Source organism: Mitsuokella sp. AF33-22 (assembly GCF_003475755.1).
In the GTDB taxonomy this organism is placed as follows: Bacteria; Bacillota; Negativicutes; order Selenomonadales; family Selenomonadaceae; genus Mitsuokella.
The window spans coordinates 60,703-81,173 of sequence record NZ_QRQA01000009.1; the positions used below are offsets into that span (position 1 = coordinate 60,703).

17 protein-coding genes are annotated in these 20,471 nt (G+C 58.3%); all 17 read right to left on the reverse strand.

The features are described from left to right. Positions 1-7: 7 nt before the first annotated feature. The 17 genes from DWZ54_RS07065 to rsmH all read right to left on the reverse strand — a co-directional run bounded on the left by DWZ54_RS07065 (position 8) and on the right by rsmH (position 20,409). Entirely contained in the window at positions 8-766 is a 759-nt protein-coding gene (locus DWZ54_RS07065) for a G5 and 3D domain-containing protein (RefSeq protein ID WP_118475203.1), read from the reverse strand. Between the two features lie 248 nt (positions 767-1,014). After that, positions 1,015-1,809 carry a TatD family hydrolase gene (locus tag DWZ54_RS07070; protein ID WP_118475097.1) on the reverse strand — a complete coding sequence of 265 codons (795 nt, stop codon included), beginning with the start codon at positions 1,807-1,809 and terminating at the stop codon, positions 1,015-1,017. Next, complete coding sequence (gene metG / locus DWZ54_RS07075) at positions 1,809-3,761, reverse strand: methionine--tRNA ligase (RefSeq protein WP_118475099.1); 1,953 nt, start codon at positions 3,759-3,761, stop codon at positions 1,809-1,811. The genes DWZ54_RS07070 and metG overlap by 1 nt, the downstream gene beginning before the upstream one ends. A gap of 106 nt (positions 3,762-3,867) precedes the next feature. After that, complete coding sequence (locus DWZ54_RS07080; protein ID WP_118475101.1) at positions 3,868-5,151, reverse strand: glucosaminidase domain-containing protein; 1,284 nt, start codon at positions 5,149-5,151, stop codon at positions 3,868-3,870. Positions 5,152-5,325: 174 nt separating this feature from the next. Further along, positions 5,326-6,348: a LacI family DNA-binding transcriptional regulator gene (locus DWZ54_RS07085; RefSeq protein WP_118475103.1), complete on the reverse strand. Its 1,023-nt coding sequence runs from the start codon at positions 6,346-6,348 to the stop codon at positions 5,326-5,328. A gap of 36 nt (positions 6,349-6,384) precedes the next feature. Next, complete coding sequence (galT, locus tag DWZ54_RS07090) at positions 6,385-7,890, reverse strand: UDP-glucose--hexose-1-phosphate uridylyltransferase (RefSeq protein ID WP_118475105.1); 1,506 nt, start codon at positions 7,888-7,890, stop codon at positions 6,385-6,387. Positions 7,891-7,968: 78 nt separating this feature from the next. Beyond that, complete coding sequence (galE, locus tag DWZ54_RS07095; protein ID WP_118475107.1) at positions 7,969-8,958, reverse strand: UDP-glucose 4-epimerase GalE; 990 nt, start codon at positions 8,956-8,958, stop codon at positions 7,969-7,971. Positions 8,959-9,027: 69 nt separating this feature from the next. Then, a complete protein-coding gene (locus DWZ54_RS07100) occupies positions 9,028-10,203 on the reverse strand; it encodes a galactokinase (RefSeq protein WP_118475109.1) in 1,176 nt (391 codons plus the stop codon). A gap of 209 nt (positions 10,204-10,412) precedes the next feature. After that, a complete protein-coding gene (locus tag DWZ54_RS07105; protein ID WP_370245757.1) occupies positions 10,413-11,678 on the reverse strand; it encodes a M18 family aminopeptidase in 1,266 nt (421 codons plus the stop codon). A gap of 90 nt (positions 11,679-11,768) precedes the next feature. Beyond that, entirely contained in the window at positions 11,769-12,644 is an 876-nt protein-coding gene (gene rsmI, locus DWZ54_RS07110) for a 16S rRNA (cytidine(1402)-2'-O)-methyltransferase (protein WP_118475205.1), read from the reverse strand. A 7-nt stretch (positions 12,645-12,651) separates the two neighbouring features. Further along, positions 12,652-13,401, reverse strand: coding sequence for a tRNA1(Val) (adenine(37)-N6)-methyltransferase (locus DWZ54_RS07115; RefSeq protein ID WP_118475111.1), 750 nt, complete (start codon positions 13,399-13,401; stop codon positions 12,652-12,654). Then, entirely contained in the window at positions 13,398-14,561 is a 1,164-nt protein-coding gene (locus tag DWZ54_RS07120) for a stage 0 sporulation family protein (protein ID WP_118475113.1), read from the reverse strand. Before DWZ54_RS07120 ends, DWZ54_RS07115 begins: the two co-directional genes overlap by 4 nt. A 16-nt stretch (positions 14,562-14,577) precedes the next feature. Then, on the reverse strand, positions 14,578-15,588 hold the full coding sequence (gene holB, locus DWZ54_RS07125; protein ID WP_118475115.1) for a DNA polymerase III subunit delta': 1,011 nt from the start codon (positions 15,586-15,588) through the stop codon (positions 14,578-14,580). A gap of 117 nt (positions 15,589-15,705) precedes the next feature. Beyond that, the gene (locus DWZ54_RS07130) at positions 15,706-16,965 is read right to left on the reverse strand and encodes a CdaR family transcriptional regulator (protein ID WP_118475117.1); all 1,260 of its coding nucleotides are present in this window, start codon (positions 16,963-16,965) and stop codon (positions 15,706-15,708) included. Positions 16,966-17,195: 230 nt separating this feature from the next. Continuing rightward, the gene (locus DWZ54_RS07135) at positions 17,196-17,909 is read right to left on the reverse strand and encodes a phosphatase PAP2 family protein (RefSeq protein WP_233541646.1); all 714 of its coding nucleotides are present in this window, start codon (positions 17,907-17,909) and stop codon (positions 17,196-17,198) included. 389 nt (positions 17,910-18,298) lie between these two features. Then, positions 18,299-19,186, reverse strand: a complete 888-nt coding sequence (locus tag DWZ54_RS07140) for an NAD(P)/FAD-dependent oxidoreductase (protein WP_118475121.1) — start codon at positions 19,184-19,186, stop codon at positions 18,299-18,301. A 92-nt stretch (positions 19,187-19,278) separates the two neighbouring features. After that, positions 19,279-20,409 carry a 16S rRNA (cytosine(1402)-N(4))-methyltransferase RsmH gene (rsmH, locus tag DWZ54_RS07145; protein ID WP_118475123.1) on the reverse strand — a complete coding sequence of 377 codons (1,131 nt, stop codon included), beginning with the start codon at positions 20,407-20,409 and terminating at the stop codon, positions 19,279-19,281. Between the last annotated feature and the right edge of the window lie 62 nt (positions 20,410-20,471).

The window sequence follows — 20,471 nt, forward strand, 5'->3', positions numbered from 1 at the left end:
TCGTTCCTCAATCCAAAACGTAAACGGTTACGTCGCGACGGCCAAAGTCCATCGCTGCACCGTAATCCTCCATGCAGAGATCAATGCGGTCGCCGACGATGGCACCGCCCGTGTCTGCGGCAATCGCCTCGCCATAGCCAGGGATATAGAGGCGCGTTCCCAGGGGAATCACATCCGTATCCACGGCTACGACGCCGTACTGGGCAGGCAGGCCCGAGGCCGTGATGCCGCTGCCGCCGCCATCCCATGGCAGGTAAGCAGTTGCTTCCATCGTGTAAACGGCACTGTAGCGGGAAAGGCCGCGCGAGGTCTCCACCTGAGCCTGTGCCTCTTCCCGTTCACGCTGCATAGCCTGCAGCTTGGCTGCACTGTCCTTTAGTGATATGTCCATATTGGCATGTATTTTCGTGTCCAAACCCGGAGCTGCTTCCACATCCTCCGGCTGATAGCCCTGTTCGATGAGGGCATCGCGTATAGTCTGTTTGCTAGTCAGAACTTCTTTTTTCTGTCCCGCGTACTCGATGGTGACGGGGACCGCTCGATAAATCGTGATGTCGGTTGTCTTGTTGTCTAATTTCTGTAACTGGTATTCGTCTTTGGCGCTGAGTTTCACGCCTGCCCGCTCAATGAGATATTCCGGGCTTCTGTGTATGCTGTTGAATTCAATGGTGCGTCCGTCGACATGAACCTGTACCTGATGCATGTCCGAGGGCATGCCCGCACGGGTGAAGCCTGTCGTCATCATCATCATGATAGCCAGTATCATGCAAAACAAGAATTTCTTTTCTACTTTTTTGTGTAAGGAAATGAGTCGCTTTAAACTCATTCAATCCCCCCTTTGTTATAGTGGGAACGCAAAAAGAACAAAATAAGTATAGCATGGACAAAAGGGTGATGTCAAATCACCCATGTTTTGTTCTACCACTTTCAGCTGTAATTAAGCTGAAAAATGGGATTTAAAAAGTGGTGAGGGAACATTTTATATGCTCCCTCACCACTTTTATGATAACTCACTTAAAGTGTATATAAATTCTCCGCATTGCGCGTCGTCACGCGAGCAACTTCCTCCAAAGAAAGCCCTCGCAGCTCCGCCACCTTCGCTGCCACGAAGCGCACGAAGGACGGTTCATTGCGCTTGCCGCGCAGGGGCACAGGTGCCATGTACGGCGCATCCGTCTCGACGAGCAGGCGTTCCAGCGGCATGGCCCGGACGATTTCCGGCAGTTTCGCCGCATTCTTGAAGGTCAGCGGACCGTCAACGCCGAGATACCAGCCCAGCTTGAGGAGTTCACGCGCCGTTTCGAGGCTGCCCGAATAACAGTGCAGGACACCGCGAATTCCCCGGCCTTCCCGTTTGAGGATGGCCAGTGTGTCGCCATGGGCATCGCGGTCGTGGATGCAGACCGGCAGATGAAGCTGGCGCGCGAGGTCCAGCTGGCGGATAAATATACGCTGCTGCAGCCGCCTTTTATCGGGATCTTTCTCCCAGTAATAGTCGAGGCCAATCTCGCCGATGGCCACCACTTCGGGCTTTGCCGCCCAGGCAGCGAGGATGTCATCCTCGCGCGCCGTCATCTCGAATGCCTCTTCCGGATGGATGCCGACGCCGGCATAAAGCCCCTCATGTGCCTCAGCAAGCGTTACGGCCCGTTCCGAGGAAACGAGGGTATCCCCCATATTGATCATGCGGGTCACGCCGGCTTCCCGTGCCCGCGCGATGACGAACTCGCAGTCCTCGACAAACTTGGCATCGTTGAGATGCGTATGCGTATCGACAAGCTCGAAGCGGCCTGCTGCCTGCTCTGCCATCAGCGCACCTCGGTGCCGGTCGGCATGTCGACTTCGAGAATCTTGAGGCCCTTGCCGTCACTGGCCGCGAGGATCATGCCCTCGGATACGACACCACGCAGCTTGGCCGGCTTGAGGTTGGCCACGAGCACGACGTGCTTGCCGACGAGTTCTGCGGGCTGATAGAACTTGGCAATGCCCGAAACGACCTGACGCTCAGGCTCCCCTTCACCGAGGCTCAGCTGGAGTTTCAGCAGCTTGTCCGCCTTCGGCACAGGCTCTGCCGCCGTGACCTCGGCTACGCGCAGCTTGACCTTGCCGAAGTCCTCAATGCCAATGACACCCGGTACAGTCTCCTGCGTCTCGTCTTTTTTTTCATTCTTGGCTTTCTTGTCTTTCTTGGCAGGTTTTGCCTGCGGAGCCTCTTCCTTCTCCACTTCGATGCGCGGGAAGAGCTGTTCCGGCTTGCCCACCGTAAGACCTGCCGGTACGCCGCCCCACTGCTCGATATCCTCGATCTGCACGTCCTTGAAGGCCTGCGGCAGGTTGAGCTGCTTCCAGATGCGCTCTGCCGTCTGCGGCATGAACGGCGAGATCAGCACGCTGATGATGCGCAGGGATTCCGTGAGGTTGTAGAGAACGTTGGCAAGCTCCTGTTTCTTTTCTGGATCCTTGGCAAGGGCCCATGGAGCCGTCTCGTCAATGTACTTGTTGGCGCGGCTGATGAAGGCCCAGACCTTCTTGATCGTCGCCGAAAGCTGCATATCGTTCATGTTCTCGCGGAAGAACGCGACCGTTTCCGCGGCATCGGCTTCGAGGGATTTGTCCACTTCGCTCTTGCCCTGCGGTGCGAGCACGACGCCGTCCTGGAACTTCAGCGTCATGTTGAGCGTGCGGTGCAGGAGGTTGCCGAGATCGTTGGCGAGGTCGGAATTGATGCGCTGGATCAGGGCATCGCGCGAGAAGTTGCCGTCCTGGCCGAGGTTGATTTCGCGCAGCAGAAAGTAGCGGATGGCATCGGCGCCGAATTCATCGATGAGGCCGTTCGGGTCGACGACATTGCCCTTGGATTTCGACATCTTGTCGCCGTCGACGATGAGCCAGCCATGACCGTAGACCTTCTTCGGCAGCGGCAGGTCGAGGGCCATGAGGATGCACGGCCAGATAATCGTATGGAAGCGGACGATTTCCTTGCCGACGAGATGAAGGTCTGCCGGCCAGTATTTCTGGAACTTCTCGGGGTCGTCAAGGAAGCCGATTGGCGTCAGGTAGTTCGTCAGCGCGTCGAACCAGACGTAGATGACGTGCTTCGGGTCGATGGGCACCGGGATGCCCCAGTCAAACGACGTGCGCGAGATGCAGAGGTCTTCGAGGCCCTGCTTGATGAAGTTGATCATCTCGTTGCGGCGCGATGCCGGCTGGATGAAATCCGGATGCTCCTCGATGTACTGGAGCACGCGGTCTGCATACTTGCTCATCTTGAAGAAATACGCTTCTTCCGAGACTTCCTGCACGGGACGGTGACAGTCCGGGCAGCAGCCGTTCTCATCGAGCTGATGCTCCGTCCAGTAGCTTTCGCACGGCGTGCAGTAAAGGCCCTTGTACGAGCCCTTGTAGATGTCACCCTTGGCGTAGATGCGGCGGAAGACCTCCTGCACGACGCGCTGATGGCGCTCCTGCGTCGTGCGGATGAAATCATCGTTGCTGATGTCGAGGCGTTTCCAGAGATTCTGGAAGCCCGCAACGATCTTGTCGACGTATTCGATTGGCGTCACGCCGGCTTCTTCTGCCTTCTGCTGAATCTTCTGGCCGTGCTCATCCGAGCCCGTCAGAAAAAAGACATCGTCGCCGATCAGGCGGTGAAAGCGGGCAATGGAGTCCGCGATGGTCGTGCAGTACGCATGGCCGATGTGGAGCTTGGCGCTCGGATAATAAATCGGCGTCGTGATATAAAATGGTTTCTTTTCTTTCATGAGACTTCCTCCTCCGCGGCCGCTAATGGAACGCCCGCTCACTTTGTTGCCCCCTTATTATAAAACACTTTGACAGGATTGGGCAACTAAACCGTCTGACCTGCCCTCACTTGAGGCAGGCTTCAAAAATAAACTGGTTGGCCAGTACATTCATGTTGGCCGAATTGATGTCAGCCGCTTCATCGAGCATCTGCCATGCCTTGTCATATTTCTTCTGGCGGATGTAGGCCACGGCCAGCGCATTCTTGGCATCTGCTGTCTGCGGCGTCAGGCGCAGCGTTTCCTGGAACGAATGGATGGCGTCCTTCTCGTGCTTCTGAGCGAGCTCGATGAGCCCGCGGTTGTACCAGGCCTGCATGAACTCCGGATTGCGCGCGATCATCGCCTCATAGCTCTTGAGCGCATCCTTGAGGTGTCCCGTCTGATGCTGCGTCAGCGCCAGGTCATAGTAGGCGGCCGAAGACTCCGGTGCGAAATGGATGGCCTGGTTGAAATCCTGCTCTGCCGCCTTGTAATCCTGACGGTTGAAATAGACGATGCCGCGGTAGAGATAAGCGCCGGATTCATCGGGCATCTCGCGGACCTTCTTCTCCGCAGCGGCGAGCGCGGCATCCGAACCGTCCGGTGCCTGCGCTTCCTGCCAGAGCCAGAGGATCTCCTGGCCATAGCGCGTCCCCGGCACGGCCCAGACGCCATTGAGCCCCGTCCACTTCGTCACCTGGCCGTAAATCTCCGGACGGTTCTCCTTCAGCAGCTTATAGCGCGGATCGACGAGGGCCGTGTGCGGCAGTTCCGTGCTCGCATAGGCCAAAAGGTGCTGGATGTGCGCACGCACGCCGAGCTGCGGTGTCGCAAAGCTCAGGCCCGGTTCACGGTTGCCCGTCGCGCCGAGGCCGCAGAAGTTGTTCTGTTTGGGCGAGACATCGCCGCCATAGGCAAAGACCCCCGTCTCCTTCAAGGCCTGGCAGAGCGCCACATCGGGGCGGATGCCCTCGCGGCCGGCTTCCTCATAATAATAGCGGACGATGTCCTCGACGGAGCAGTTGAGTTTCGGCTGCGGGTTGCGCTTCTCGATGAAATGCACCATCTGTTCCTGCGTGGCCTCTGCCGCCCCCATGATCGTGATGGTATCGGCTGCCGCCGCTGCCTCCAGCATGGGTTCGGCATACGGCTTGGCCAGGCGCCATTTGACGGACTGCATGGCCTTCTTGTTGGGCTCTCCCGGCATCACCTGCGGGAAGTCCGGCCGCCCGGGGATGGTCCTGACGGATGCCTTGGCAGGAACGCTGCTCTGCGTTGCCGCTTCTGCCAGAGGCTGCTGCGCAGCCACGGGGGCCAGCAGCAGGCCGCAGGCCGCCGTCGAGATCAGGAACCAGCGCGAGATATTCATAGAAAAACCTCCATTGCATGTGCATGAATCTGCATCATTTTCTTGATCCTTTCCATTATACCATATGCTGTCACGCATCATGGACCTCAAAATGGCAAAAGAAAAGCTCTCCGGCAGACCGGAGAGCAGTTTCAGGGGAAATAGGGGAAAGGGCCCGCAGGCCCTTGTGCGCACTCAGGCACGCGGCCCGGTGGAATCACGCACGATCAGGGTATTCTCGAGCGTGATGCGCTTGCTTTTGCCGCCGTGGATCATCTCGACCAGCACGACAGCGGCATTGCTGCCCAGTTGGAACATATTCTGATCCATCGTCGTGATTTCCGGCTCGATAAGGCTTGCGAGCGTGATGTTATCGTAGCCGACGATGGACATATCATCGGGGATGCGCAGGGAACGGTCCTTGCAGGCCTTGACGGCACCCGTGGCCATGAGGTCGTTGCAGCAGAAAATGGCCGTTGCCTCCGTGCGCGGCAGGATGTCGTAGAGGCGGTTGCGGGCAGCCGTGACCGTCTCGATGCTGTTGCCCTCGCCGATATCCACGATATCCTCTTCATGGAAGCATTTCTTCTCCTGCATGAGCGAGCGGTACGCCTCTTCCTTGATGGTATAGGAATCCGAGTGATCACCGCGCACAAAGAGGATGCGCCGGTGCCCGAGTTCCATTAGGTATTCGAGCGCCTGACGCGTCCCGAGCGCCTCATCATTCGTCACATAGGAGACATTTGGGATGCGGCGGTAGCCGTTGATGAAGACGAGGGGCACCCGCTTGACGAGACGGCGGTAAAAGGTTTCTCGCATGCCCTGCGTATTCGGGCTGATGACGATGATGCCCGATACATTGCGGGACACAAGCGTCTTGATGCATTCCATCTCCAGCTCGGGGTCATTCTGCGCACAGTTGAGCAAGAGCGTGAAGCCCTCCTTGCGCACAGCCTTCTCAATGCCGTCAATGACTTCCGCAAAGAACATATTGTAAAGGCCCGGCACGACGACACCGATGGTCGAGGAGCGTTGCATATTGAGTTCGCGGGCCTGCACATTCGGCACGTACTGCAGTGCCTCAATGGCCGCCTGCACGCGGTCCCGCGTCTCGCTCTTGACGGGATAATTCCCATTGACGACGCGCGAGACGGTTGCGACCGAAACACCGGCCGCTCTGGCGACATCGACAATCGTCGCTTTCTTCGTTGCTTCCATTTTCTTTCCTGCTTTCTGGATTACGGACGCTCAAGCTCACGCCTCATCCACATGAGCGACGAAGCGGTCGAAAGCCTCCATGCCCTGCGGATTGCGCTTGTACACGCCAGCATGGGTCAGGACAGTCTCGAATACCTTGCCGATTTCCTGCTTGAGGATACCTGCCACCTGGTCTTCCGTAACGTTCGGATATTTCTTGTGCAGCATCTTGTACCAGTCTGCATGGCTGGCGATTTCCGGCATGCCGGAAATGTCTTCCGTGCCCTTGACGAGTTCCTGTCCGACAGCCGCCATCTCCTTCTTGAGGCGTGCAGGCAGGACGGCAAGGCCCATGACCTCGATGAGGCCAATGTTTTCCTTCTTGATGTGATGCACTTCCGCATGCGGATGGAACAGGCCGAGCGGATGCTCCTTCGTCGTGCGGTTATTGCGCAGCACGAGATCAAGCTCATAGAGATTACCGCGGCGGCGCGCAATCGGTGTAATCGTATTGTGCGGCGTGCCGTCCGTCTCTGCCAGGATTTCCACGCTCGGGTCGCTGTACGCGCGCCAGGACTTGAGGATCTTGTCGGCCAGAGCCGTCAGCTTCTCACGGTCCTCGCCCTGCAGGCGGATCGTCGACATCGGCCATTTCACGCGGCCAGCCTTGATGTCCTCAAAGCCCTTGAAGTGATACGTTTTCTCGATTGGGGCCTTGGCCATCGCAAAGGTATAGCGGCCGCCCTGATAATGATCGTGGGACAGGATGGAACCGCCGACAATCGGCAGATCGGCATTGGAGCCGAGGAAGTAATGCGGGAAAATCGTCACGAAATCCAGGAGATTCTCAAAGGATTTGCGCGATACCTTCATCGGCACATGTTTGCGGTTCAAGACGATGCAATGTTCATTGTAATACGTGTAGGGGGAATATTGCAAGAACCAGCGGTGTGCCGAGAGGCGCAGCGGAATCAGGCGGTGCGTCTCTCGGGCCGGATGGCCGGGGTGACCGGCATAGCCTTCGTTCTCACGGCAGAGCAGGCATTTCGGATAGCCCGAGGACGGTGCGCTCTTGGCCTTGGCGATATCGCGCGGGTCCTTCTCCGGCTTGGAGAGATTGATCGTGATATCGAGGTCGCCGTATTCCGTGGCCGTCTTCCAGATGATGTTCTTGTCGATGCGGTCCTTGCGGATGTAGTTCGAAGCGATGCTGAGCTTGTAGAACTCATCCGTTGCGGCTTTCGGGCTGCGTGCATAATCGTTGCGGAAGCGGCGGACGACCTCAGACGGGCGCGGCATCACGCAGTCCATGATGCGCGTATCAAAGAGGTCACGCTCCTCCGTCGTATTCTCGATGATGCCTTTCTCCGCTGCATAGTCGAGCATGTTGTCGAGGATGGGCATGGCCGTCGGCAATTCTTCATCGATGAGCTCCGGCTCGAATGCATCGACCTTGAGCACGTCGATGAGGCGGTTGGCCGCATAGTAAAAGTCATCCTCGTTGATCAGCGTATTCTGCCTGGCAAAATTCAGCAGGCGGTTGATTTCCGTATTGATTGACATGATGATTCCCTCCAGATCGATCCTGCAAACCAGAACCGCAGACGAAGGATTCCCCCGCCTGCGGTATCTGCACCTGTCTTATTTCTCGTAACCGTTCGGATGCTTCTGATGCCAGGTCCAGGCCGTGCCGATGACCTGCTCGACATTCGTGTACTGCGGCTTCCAGCCGAGGATCTTCTTGGCCTTCTCGGAAGACGCGATGAGCTGGGCCGGGTCGCCTGCACGGCGTGCACCCATCTCGACCTTGATGTCCTTGCCCGTGGCCTTCTTGGCTGCCTCGATCATTTCCTTGACCGAGAAGCCCTTGCCGTTGCCGAGATTGAAGATATTGCTCTCGCCGCCCTTGCGCAGGTACTCGAGTGCCAGTACATGAGCATCGGCCAGATCGATGACGTGGATGTAGTCGCGCACGCACGTGCCGTCCGGCGTCGGATAATCATCGCCGAAGATCGTGATGTGGTCGCGCTTGCCGAGCGGAACCTGCAGGATCAGCGGGATCAGATGCGTTTCCGGATGATGGTCTTCACCGATGGAACCATCATCGATGGCACCGGCTGCATTGAAGTAACGCAGCGATACGTAGCGGATGCCGTTGGCACGGCTGACCCACTTCATCATCTTCTCCATCGTGCGCTTCGATTCACCGTACGGGTTCGTCGGGTTCGTCTCATCATCTTCCATGATGGGCACGCGCTTCGGCTCACCATAGACGGCAGCCGTCGAAGAGAAGACGATCTTATCGACATGATGACGCACCATGGCTTCAAGCAGCACCTGCATGCCATACACATTGTTGTTGAAGTACTTCAGCGGCTTCTCAACGCTTTCGCCGACGAGGGAATTGGCAGCGAAGTGAATGACGGCCTCAATCTTGTTTTCCGTGAAAATCTTGTCGAGCACATCCTTATCGCGGATGTCACCTTCGTAGAACTTGGCCTGCGGGTTGAGGGCATCGCGATGACCCGTCTGCAGGTTATCGACGATGACGACATCCTCCCCCTTCTTTACCAGCTGATGTACTGCGTGCGAACCAATGTAACCGGCGCCGCCACAAACGAGAATAGACATGTCTCTGCTCCCTTTCTATCTTGCTTCTATATGACAGATCTCAAAACTGAACCAACCGGAACGCGGGGCTCAGCCATCGATGCGATGCGTACCATCCGAAATGCTGGCGACCACGAAGCTCGGTGCATAGCCGATCTTCTTCGTGTAAGCCTCACCGACATTCTTCTTGAAGGCTTCAATGGCATCATTCTTGACCAGGCTGACCGTCGAGCCGCCAAAGCCGGCACCCGTCATGCGGGAACCGATGACGCCCTCCTGCTGCCAGGCAATCTCAGCCAGCGTATCGAGTTCCTTGCCCGTGACTTCATAGTCATCGCGCAGAGAGAAATGCGATTCATTCATCAGACGGCCGAACTCCTTGACGTCGTCGTTTTCCAGTGCCTTGACGGCAGCCAGCGTGCGGTTGTTCTCATAGACCGCATGGCGGGCACGATGGCGCTCGAGGACTTCCTCGATGTGTCCGGCAATCTGATTGAACTCATCATTGCCGAGTTCGCCGAGGGCCGTGAGGTCCGGCTTGACTTCCTTGAGCTCGTTGAGCGCATGCTCGCACTGTGCGCGGCGCACGTTGTACGCACTCGAAGCCAAGCTGTGCGGCTTGTTCGTATTCGTGATGACGATGCTCGCATCCTTGAGGGTAATCTTGCTGTAACGATACGACAGCGTGTTGCAGTCCAGGAGGATGGCACAGTCCTTCTTGCCCATGCCGACGGCAAACTGGTCCATGATGCCGCAGTTGACGCCGACAAACTGGTTCTCAGCCTTCTGGGAGAGCTTGACCATCTCGATCATGTCGAGCTTGAAGTCAAATGCTTCGTTGAGGATGACCGAGGTCAGGACTTCCAGCGAAGCGGAGGACGAGAGGCCTGCACCGGCTGGCAGCGTGCCGTAAATCAGGATATCAAAGCCATGCGTGGCTTTGTGGCCGGCCTTCTCGAAGACGTCGACGACGCCCATCGGGTAGTTGGCCCAGTTCTTCGCTGCATCGTAAGCAAGCCCCGTCATCGGGAATTCGATGATGCCCTTGTCCGCAAGGTTCATGGAATACATTCTCGTCGTCATGTCCTCGCGGTCCGCAACCAGTGCGTACGTACCGAGGGAAATTGCACAGGGGAATACATGGCCTCCGTTATAGTCGGTGTGCTCACCGATCAGGTTGACACGCCCCGGAGAAAAGTAGCTGCGCGTTGCCTTCTCACCGAACTGCTTCGTGAACTCTTTTTTCATCTGCTCTAAGATTTCCATGTTGTAACCCTCCATCGCGTTTTTTGTGTTTGCCAGGAAACATCCTAGTAAACGTTTTCTTGTTCCCCTTAAAATATGGTGCAAACCCATGGAAGTTCCGATTTGCACCATCTTTTTTCTTGTTGTCTCTAGTTTACCGCGTCTTCGTTGTATTGTCAAGTATTATTGTAAACGTTTTCTAGTTCTTTTTCTATGAAAACAGCGACGGCTCAGGCGAGGAACGCGCGCAGCAGGGCCATGAGGGCTTCCTGATCCTCTGCACCCATCGTTTCGCGGGCCGAATGCATGGCCAGGATGGGCACGCCGACATCCATCGTGCGCACCGGCACGAGCGCCGAGGCAATGGAGCCAAGCGTCGAACCACCACGGCTGTCGCTGCGGTTGACAAAGAACTGGCAGGGAATGTCGTGCGAGGTGCAGAGTTCCTTTATGATGGCCACTGCTTCAGCATCGCCGGCATAAGACTGGCTCGCAGCCTGCTTGATGGCAAGGCCGCCGCCGAGGACCGGGTGCACGACGGGATCGCTTTTCTCGATGTAGTTTGGATGCACGGCATGAGCGACATCGACGGATAGCAGGAACGCCTCGCCGAGATCGCGCTGCAGCCGGTCTTCGTCCAATGACAGGCCGCGATAGATGCGGGCCAGCAGTGCCGGCAGCACGAGCGAGCCTGCGCCCTGCTTCGTACGGCTGCCGACCTCCTCGTTGTCAAACAGTGCCACGAGGCGGATGCCTGCGAACTGCTCCGCTGCGCAGAGGCCCTGGAGGCAGGCGAATACCGAGGTCAGGTTGTCAAGGCGCGGAGAAGAGATCATTTCGCCGGCCAGGCCAAACACCGTCCCCTGTTCAGCCGGATACGTGCTGAGCTCATAGGAGAGGATGTCATCTTCAGGAACGCCGAGCTCCAGTGCCAGCCACGACAGGAAGTATCCCGCCGTCAGGCCCTTCTGCCGGCCAAAGGCAGCCGCCAAGGGCAGCATGTCCTTCTGCGGATTCAGCGCCCCCTTTTCGTTGACCTCACGGTCCATATGGATGGCAAGGCTCGGGATCGTCAGGAGCGGACGGCCGATATCGACGAGGCGCGTTTCCGGATGAAACGCGTCGAGGCCGCGCAGCACCACCTTGCCTGCCAGCGAAAGCGGGCGGTCGAGCCATGAGCGCAGGATGAGGCCGCCGTACCGTTCGACATTCAGGAGTCCGTAGCCTTCCTTGAGCATGCCCGCCTGCGGCTTCAGGCGCAGGCAGGGAAAATCCGTATGCGCAGCGGCCATGCGCAGCGGACCGTCCTGCCCGCCCACGGCAAATGCCAGCAGCGTCGAGCCGTAAACCGGCACGTAATAGCGGCCGCCTCGCGAGAGATGCCATTCATCCGGCCACGACAGTGCCGTAAAACCGGCGTCTTTCAGAAGCTCCTCGCTCCTCTGCACCGTGTTGGAACGGCGACGTGCTGTCGGCGATGAAATCCAGGAGATCACGTGTTGTCTGTTTCATAGAAGTTTCCTTTCCCAGGCCTCTTGCCCAACAAAAAAGGCCGCCGCATGGCGGCAGCCTGCATCCATTCTTTGTCAAATGCCTTCCGGCGAACCGGCATCGGCAGCCAGCAGGGCGGCGTAGACGTCGCGGCGGCTCATTCCGAGCGTCTTGGCCGTCTGGCGCATGGCCTCCTTCTTGCTGACGCCTTCGGCCATGAGCTGCCGGCAGAGGACCACAGGGTCCTGCGGCGGTTCCTCCGCCTCCGCCAGAGCTTCCGCATCGGCACCGGACACCACGATGACGAATTCCCCGCGCGGCTCGTGTTCCTCGTAATACGCGAGGAGCTCAGCCAGTGTGCCACGGCGGAATTCCTCAAATTTTTTCGTGAGCTCGCGCCCCAGAGCCGCTTGCCGGCCGCCGAGCACGGCGATCATCTGGCGCAGCGTGTTCTTTAGGTGATGCGGTGCCTCGTAAAAGATCAGCGTGTCGCGGTACGGGCAGACCTCCCTGAGGATTTCCTGCTGCTTCTTGGCCGTCTTGGGCAGGAAGCCGACGAAGGTGAACCGCGTCGTATCGAGCCCGGAGCAGATAAGTGCCGAAAGCCCGGCATTGCAGCCCGGAAGCGGCGAGACGCGCACCCCCTGCGCAATGGCCAGCGCCGCGAGATGGCTGCCGGGATCGCAGATGCCCGGCAGGCCGGCATCGCTGACACAGATGAGGTCGTGCCCCTCCAGCAGCCATGCGACGAGCTCCGGTCCCTTTGTCAATTTGTTGTGCTCGTGATAGCTCGTCAGCCGCGTATGGATATCGAAATGCGTCAGGAGCTGGCGCGTATGCCGCGTGTCCTCGGCGGCAATCAGCTCCACCTCCGACATCATGCGCACGGCACGGTACGTCATATCTTCCAGGTTGCCAATGGGTGTCGCACAGAGATACAACGTCCCCGGCTCATTCCGTTCTTCAGTCATCATAGCGTCAATCTCTTTCTGTCAGTCCGTAAATCTTGCGGATGGCCTCCGTATAGCTGCCATCCTCCTCATGCACGATGAGCGGCGGCAGGACCTTGAGCCCTCCGGGGGCGGCGCCGACCACGGCTTCCACGAGCATCATGTTCGGGGCCTTCCCGGCCTTGGGCTGTACCATCTGCAGCCGCTTGGCCTCCATCTGATGTTCGTGCAGTGCGACAAGGATTTCCCCGAGTCGCTCAGGCAGATGAACCATCGCGAAGCGGCCGCCGAACTTCAGCGCGTAGCGGGCCGCCGTCACGACATCGTCGAGCGTCGCCGTGAATTCATGGCGCGCCCGTGCCACCCCCTGGATCCTGTTGGCCTGTCCATGAGCGACGGGCCGGTAAGGAGGATTGGCCAGCACGACATCGAACGTTTCGGCCGGGTACATGCCCCGGATGGCCCGATAATCTCCCTCGCGCACCGTGATCTTGTGCTCCAGCTCATTCATCCAGACATTGCGGGACGCGAGCTCGGCCATGACAGGACTCAGCTCCACGGCTTCCACATGGGCGACTTCATCGGCCATGATGAGCGGAATGACCCCCGTGCCCGTGCCGAGCTCCAGGACATACTGGCGCCTGTGAAAACGCGGGAAATGCGCCAGCAGCACGGCGTCCAGCGAAAAGCAGAACTCCTGTGTGTTCTGGATGATGTGACGGCCGCTCTTCATGAGGTCGTCGAGGCGCTCATGCGGCTTCAGTTCCGGTTCTCTCATGATTTCTGCTCGGGCTGGCCGCCATTCTCACGCGTCGCGCGCGGTGCACGCGGGCGGCGTTTCTCACGGGAGCGCGTCTGACGTTCCTGCCCCGCACCGCTTTCCTTGCTGGTGTCGCGCGGGCGGCGCGGACGACGGCGGCGCGACGGCATTTCTCCCTGACCGTCCTTGTTTTCCCGGGTGTCGCGCGGCTGGCCGTTCCGGCTGCTGCGCGAGCGGCGCGGCGTGCGTTCGCGGTCACTGCGTTCTCCGCGGCTGCGCGGTGCGCGGCGTTCCGAGCGGGGTTCACCCTGCTGCCCGGTCCGTTCCGCTGCCGCAGGCTTCGCCTCTTCTCCGCAGTCCTCATCCTTCTCGATGACATCCTCCCAGGCGGCAACGATGGTCCGGCTGTTGTCCAGGAGGATCGTCGCCGTGCGGCGCTGCTGGTTCAGCGAAATGACCTTGCCCTCGCCGTCGACCGTGACGACACGGCCGCCCTGCTGCGGCGGCTGCACCTTCGGCGTCTTCTTGTGGCACTGACCGCAATAGCAGTCGCTCTCGTACTTGAGGCAGCACATGAGACGCCCGCAGATGCCCGAGATCTTCGTCGGATTCAGCGACAGATTCTGTTCCTTGGCCATGCGGATGGACACCGGCTCAAAATCGCCGAGGAATGTCGCACAGCAGAGCGGGCGGCCGCAGCAGCCAATCCCACCCATAAGCTTCGCTTCGTCGCGGACACCAATCTGGCGCAGCTCGATGCGCGTGCGGAAGACGGAGGCGAGATCCTTGACAAGATCGCGGAAATCGATGCGGCCATCCGCCGTGAAGTAAAAGATGATCTTATTGAGATCGAACGTGTACTCGACATCGACGAGTTTCATCGGCAGCCCATGCTCCCGGATCTTCTTCTCGCAGATGCCGAAGGCGTCTTTCTCCCGCTGCTTGTTGTCCGCCACGCGCTGCAGATCCTGCTCATTGGCCACGCGCTGGACAACCTTCAGAGGCTGCGTAACCTCTTCCTCCGAAACTTCACGCGGCCCGATGACCGTCAGGCCGCACTCCACGCCGCGAGCCGTTTCGACCACGACGCGCTGCCCCAGCTCAATCTCAAGCTGCCCGGGGCTGAAATAATAAATCTTTCCCGCTTGCTTGAAGCGGACACCGATAATCGTATACAAAATTTCCTCCTGCTTGTCAATTACGTATCTGAACCACATCGCGCATGCGGATGTGGAAACCTTCCATCAAGAGACGCAGATTCACATTGCTCTGCAGGCGGCGCTGCGTCTCACGCACCAGGGCCAGCAGAGAAAAGATGACGGGTTCCGGGAACGACGGCAAAAGTGCCAGCAGACGCGCCCGGATATCCTTATGGTAAATGAGACTGCTGCCGCCGTCCTCATACAGCACCAGCATATCGCGCAGCATCATGTTGAGATACAGGAACCATTCCGAAAGCGTCTCGCGGTCGAACTCGCCCATCTCCTGCGAACGCTTCCAGACCGATGTCATATCCAACTGCGGAAGCTTTGCAAGAAAATCCAGGGCGTCATCGCGGCGCAACAGTCCTTCATGCTCATGCAGGGCAATGGCACGCCCGATGCTGCCGTCAGAAAGAGAAGCGAGTTCGTGCGCCTCTTCCGCAGCAATGCCCCGCTGGGCCAGCACGCGCACAATGGCATCTTCCGGCACCGTGCCGAACGAGAGCGGCATGCAGCGCGACAAGATCGTATCGAGCAGGGAACTCCTGGCTCCCGTGACCAGAAGGAACGTCACCGCTCCCTCCGGCTCCTCCAGCGTCTTCAGCAGGCTGTTCTCCGCCGCTTCATTCATGCAGTCCGCATCGTCGATGAGGACGACGCGCTGCTTCGACAGGACGGGGTAACGCGAGGCCTCGACCTGCATCGAACGGATGGCGTCGATGCGGATGACCGCCGCGCTCCGGCCCGTGCGTTCCGGCAGGACCTCCAGATAATCCGGATGTGTGCCAGACGCCATGGCCCGGCAGGACGCGCAATGGCCGCAGGGAGCGTCCTCCGTCTCACACAGGAGCGCAGCGGCGAGGACATGCCCGAGCTTTTTCTTGCCGACACCATCGGGGCCGGTCAACAGCAAAGCATGCGGCAGCCGATGCTCGCGCAGTATCGTCCGCAGCTGCATCTTCTGCGCCTCGTGCCCCGCGACATCCTCCCAATGCAGTTCCATATGCGCAGCTCCTCTCCATCGTCTTACGTTCGCACTCGCCCGCAAGCGTGCGCATCTCTATAGATTATACCGTCCGCCATGTTTTTTCGCAACAGACTTGTGCAGGCGGAACGCGCCTCAGCTCTCACCGGAGGCCGTACGTCCATGCTGCCTCTCACGGACATCGCCGATATACCCGACGGGCAGCAGATGCAGGACGCCGAGGATCTCGCTCATGCGCACGGCGACATAAAGATCGAAGCGCACATCGGGATCCGAGAGATCCTTCTCGAGGAGCTGTGCAATCTTATCATAACGGTAGCGCACCGTATTGACATGCACGAACAGCATCTCCGCTGCCGCCTTGTAGTTGAAATTCGTCTCCATCAGGAGCTTCAAAGTAATCAGGAAATCCGCATCGTTCTCGCGGTCATAATCCATGATGCGCCCCAGCGTGCGGCGGCAAAATGTCAGCACGGGCTCCATGCCGCCGGCAAACAGCGGCCGCAGCAGGCCGATATCCTGGAAGCATTTGCAGAAGCCCCGCCGGCTTTTCGTCTCGCCATAAGCCAGTGCGACCTGCGCCTCCCGGTAAGCCACCTTCATCTCCCTGAGCGGATGGCGGTCACCGACGCCAATGGAAAGCGAAATCCCGTAACGTTTTGAAAAGGACTTCTGCCAGCCGATGATGAGCGTCCTCAGACTGGAATCGACCTCTGACGGAGTGAGTTCCACCTGATCGCGCATATCCTGCAGGATCACGATGCCCTTGCCGCGCCAGAACAGCGGATACAGGGACAGCTCACGATGCTTGCGTTCAAACTGCATCAGGCTGGCCTTGAAGTCCACCGCTGTACTGTCAGGGACGCTGTCACCGAGGTCCACGAGCATCACATGGTAATCCTGCGAAGCATCGAGGCGGATATCAAAATCCGTCAGGATATCCTCGATGCGGAAACGCTGGCTCTCAAACGCCTGCGATAAAATGTCATTCGTCTTCTGCTCAACACGGTGCTGCACAGTAATCTCATTGCGCAGGAAATACGTGAGCGCCAGCCGGGCAGGTTCCACTCCTTTCATGATTGCGGGGATATCCGCTTCCATTACCCGTCGGACCAGGAGATAGAGATGGGCCGCCGCATCGGGCAGGCTCACCTGCATGACCAGCAGCTGCTGGTCATGGATATAATGAAACTGGTCATCTGCAAAAGAAGGCAGGTGTTTGATGACCTGCCGCAACTCTACCCCAGCCGGCTTGCGCTCCGGGTAATATTCCATACCATCGTGCATAATGAAGAGGAGGTGCCGCTTAAGAGCAGTCTCCAAGAACTGACCCAAGGCACCAGCTCCCTGATTGATGGTTTCCTGCAAAAGTTCATACGCCTTCTGCCTCACCATACATCCTCCCTTTTCTTTAGAAAATACTTCCTTTATTATAACACATCAGGCATCATCAGACATTATTTCACTCATAAAGAATATCATTACCATAGAATCAAACAATCGTTTCCAAGAGAACACATAGAAAAAGCGCAAATCACAAGCTATCAAAAACCCGGATTTACGCTTCTGCCACGCAGCTGCGGCCGTATAAGCAACAAGACAAAGGCGAGGCAGCGTTTGCTGATTCACCCCAGAATTTTTTTCGGCAAATGGCGGTTAAACCAGGAAATGACCCGGTCTGAAGCCGGCGTCAGGAGCATCCAGCTCAGGACCACGCAGCTGATGGAACCGGCTCCCACGACGACATCCGTCAGCCAGTGAGCCCCTGCCATGATGCGCGGCAAAGAGAACACGACCACCACGAGCGCACTCCAGAAAAACGCCTTGCGCCCGAAATACCGCAGCATAAAAAACGAAAAAATCATGAGCATCATACCGTGGTCACCCGGAAAACTCGTACTCGACCAGTCCTTAGCCGGCCAGCCTGTCAATTCGGAGACGCGCAGCACCGGGACGCCCTGCAGTGAGAAGAATTTGGTCGGGCTCGGACGGCTGAAATCCATGGCCATGTCAAACTGCTTCGCAATGACGGCCGTGACCAGCATCGTCAGGCCGATGCAGACCATCCAGCGCTTGCCCGCGCGGTCCTGCCGACGGTAATACTGATAAAAGATGCCCAGCATGAACAGGAACGCCACGGCATCAAACGGACGCAGATTCGTGAAGGCCACCAGATAACGGAATGCCACGCTCTCGCCCAGCAGATGATTGAAATAAAAAAACACACCGGCATCGACCTGATACCAGAATCCCGACTGAGCCGGGATCAGCCAGCTCATAAACAGCAGCGCTCCCAATATCGTCAGGGCAAACACCGCAATCCATCGTTTTGTAGACAACGCACTCTTCCTTTCCTTGCACGGACAAAAAACGCAGTACCGTTCTCCACCCATGAACCTTTAGACGCTTTATTATAACACGTATCTCTTAGAAAAGAAAAAAGGCGCGCCAATTACATGCCGCCGCTTGAGGCCTGTTGGCACGGAGGGGCTGCCTGTGCAAAAGCGGAGCGTTCGTCAGACTGCGTAAAGAATGAATTTTTTTCCATCTGGAATCCTGTCAAAGAGCGTCGTTCAAGCGAAGCGCGTTTAGCTCCTTTGGCAGGCTGAATTGAAAGGAAAAAAATTCATTTAGCAGGATGACGCCGTGAAGCGTTGCACGGGCAGCCCCGCCTTTGCTGCGTTCTCCCTGTCTTCCTTCACAAAGCAACAAGCCGCAATACAATGTTTCAGTGCGCTGCCTTGCGCTTCTCCCGCATGTAGCGCAACACGGACAATCCCGCCACAGCACCCTCATGTACGGCCTTGGCCACCTGCAGCAAACCGCCCGTGCAGTCACCTGCCGCAAACAGCCCCGGCACATTCGTCGCCTGCGCTGCATCAACCTTCACATTCGCGCCGTCGAGCATTGCCCCGATCTTGCGCGCCAGTTCCGAGCTGCCTGCCGTACCGATGGCCAGGAAAAGCCCCTGCAGGGCCACCTGCTGCCCGCCGGCCAGCACCACGCGGCTCACGCGGTCCTCGCCCTCCACGGCCAGCAGCTTCTCCGTGCGCACCTCAACACCAGCTGGCACTTCTGGCGGCATCTCTCCATTCGTCAGCAGCAGGACATGCTTGGCATGCGGCAGCAGGATCTGTGCTTCATGCAGGGCATAATCGCCGGCCCCCACGACCGCAACCGTCTTGCCGCGGTAAAAGAACGCGTCGCAAATGGCACAATAACTGACGCCTTTGCCCTCAAATTCCTTGAGGCCCGGCACCGGCAGCGTCCGGCGCGCAGCACCGGCGGCCAGCACCACGGCCGGTGCCTCAACGGCAGCGGCAGCCAGTTCACCGCGGAACCCGTCAAATGTATCATTGAATGAAAGCCCCAGAAGCTCTCCCGTCACGAAATGCACACCGAGACGGCGTGCGCCTTCTGCCCCGCGGCGCAGGAGCTCGCGGCCGGAGATGGGCTCAGGGAAGCCGTAATAATTCTCGATTTTTTCCGCCTGGGAAAGGCCTCCTGTCTCAATGCCCTTTGTCACGATCGTCACATCCAGCCCGCCGCGGCGCGCATAAAGAGCAGCCGACACGCCCGCAGGGCCGGCACCAATAATGAGCACATCCGTTTTCATCCAAAATACCTCCATCATTCAGCCTGACTCAATTTCCCTCATTCTAACCGCCCCTCTTCCAAGCGTCCGTGAGCCAGTCACAAAACGGGGCATCAGGCCCTGATGGCCCAGCGCAGCTTCGTCGAGCGGGCGCGGCTGTTCTCATAACATTCCTCGCGGCTCGGCCGGATGACTCCGTCCGAGATATCCCGATAGATCCCCTGCTGATGAAAGGCCTTGAACGCCTTCTTGACGATGCGGTCCTCGCCTGAGTGGAACGTCAGGATGGCTGCCCGTCCGCCCGGCTTCAAAGCATCCGGCAGCTTTGCCATGAAATCATAGAGCACCTCATACTCGTGATTGACGTCAATGCGCAGCGCCTGGAACACGCGGGCACTGCTCTTGCGGATCAGCTCCTTGCGGTCAGGCAGTTTTCCTGCCTCTGTGCGCGGCAGCCTGACTTTCTCCAAGGCCCGCTCAATCGCCTCATGCAGCTGCCGCGTCGTGCGGATGACTGTGCCGCGCTTCTCATCCTTGAGAATCTGTCGCGCAATCTCTTCGGCATAAGGTTCATCGGCATTTTCGCGCAGCATGCCGATGAGTTCATCGCGGTCCATCTGCGCGAGGCGGTCAGCAGCCGAGATGCCTGTCTCCGGATTCAGGCGCAGGTCAAGCGGCCCATCCGCCCGATACGTAAATCCGCGCTCCGGATTGTCGATCTGCATGGACGAGACGCCGAGATCGGCGAGAATGAAATCAAACGGCCCCACCTCTTCCACGAGCTTGTCAATCTCACAGAAATTCATCTGGCGCAGGCTCCACTGCGCGTCCGTATACCCCTTGGCGCGGATGCGCGCCTCCGTCTTGCGCGATTCAATCGGATCGACATCGCCGCCGTATAGATGACCTTTCCCCTTGAGCTCCTCCAGCATGGCCATGGTATGGCCGCCGTAGCCCAGCGTGGCATCGAAACCCTGCTCGCCCGGCTGGATGGCCAGCACGTCAAGGATTTCCCGGACCATGATGGGGATATGCGTGCCCGCCGGCGTATTGCCCTTGGCCCGCACATGTGCAATCTCATCTACGTAACGTTCCGGATTGAGTTCCTTGTATTTTTCCGCATAATGGCGCGGATAGCGGCCGCTGTAATGGATGCGGCGCTTATGGACCACGGGTGCCGCCGGCTCATCCGTTACCGCGGGGCCGTCCCGTCTTTCCTGTTCCTGATCTTCTTTATATGTCATGATTATTCCTTTCTGTTACACATCGAAACGGACTACTGCTTCCATTATCTTCAGTATAGCAA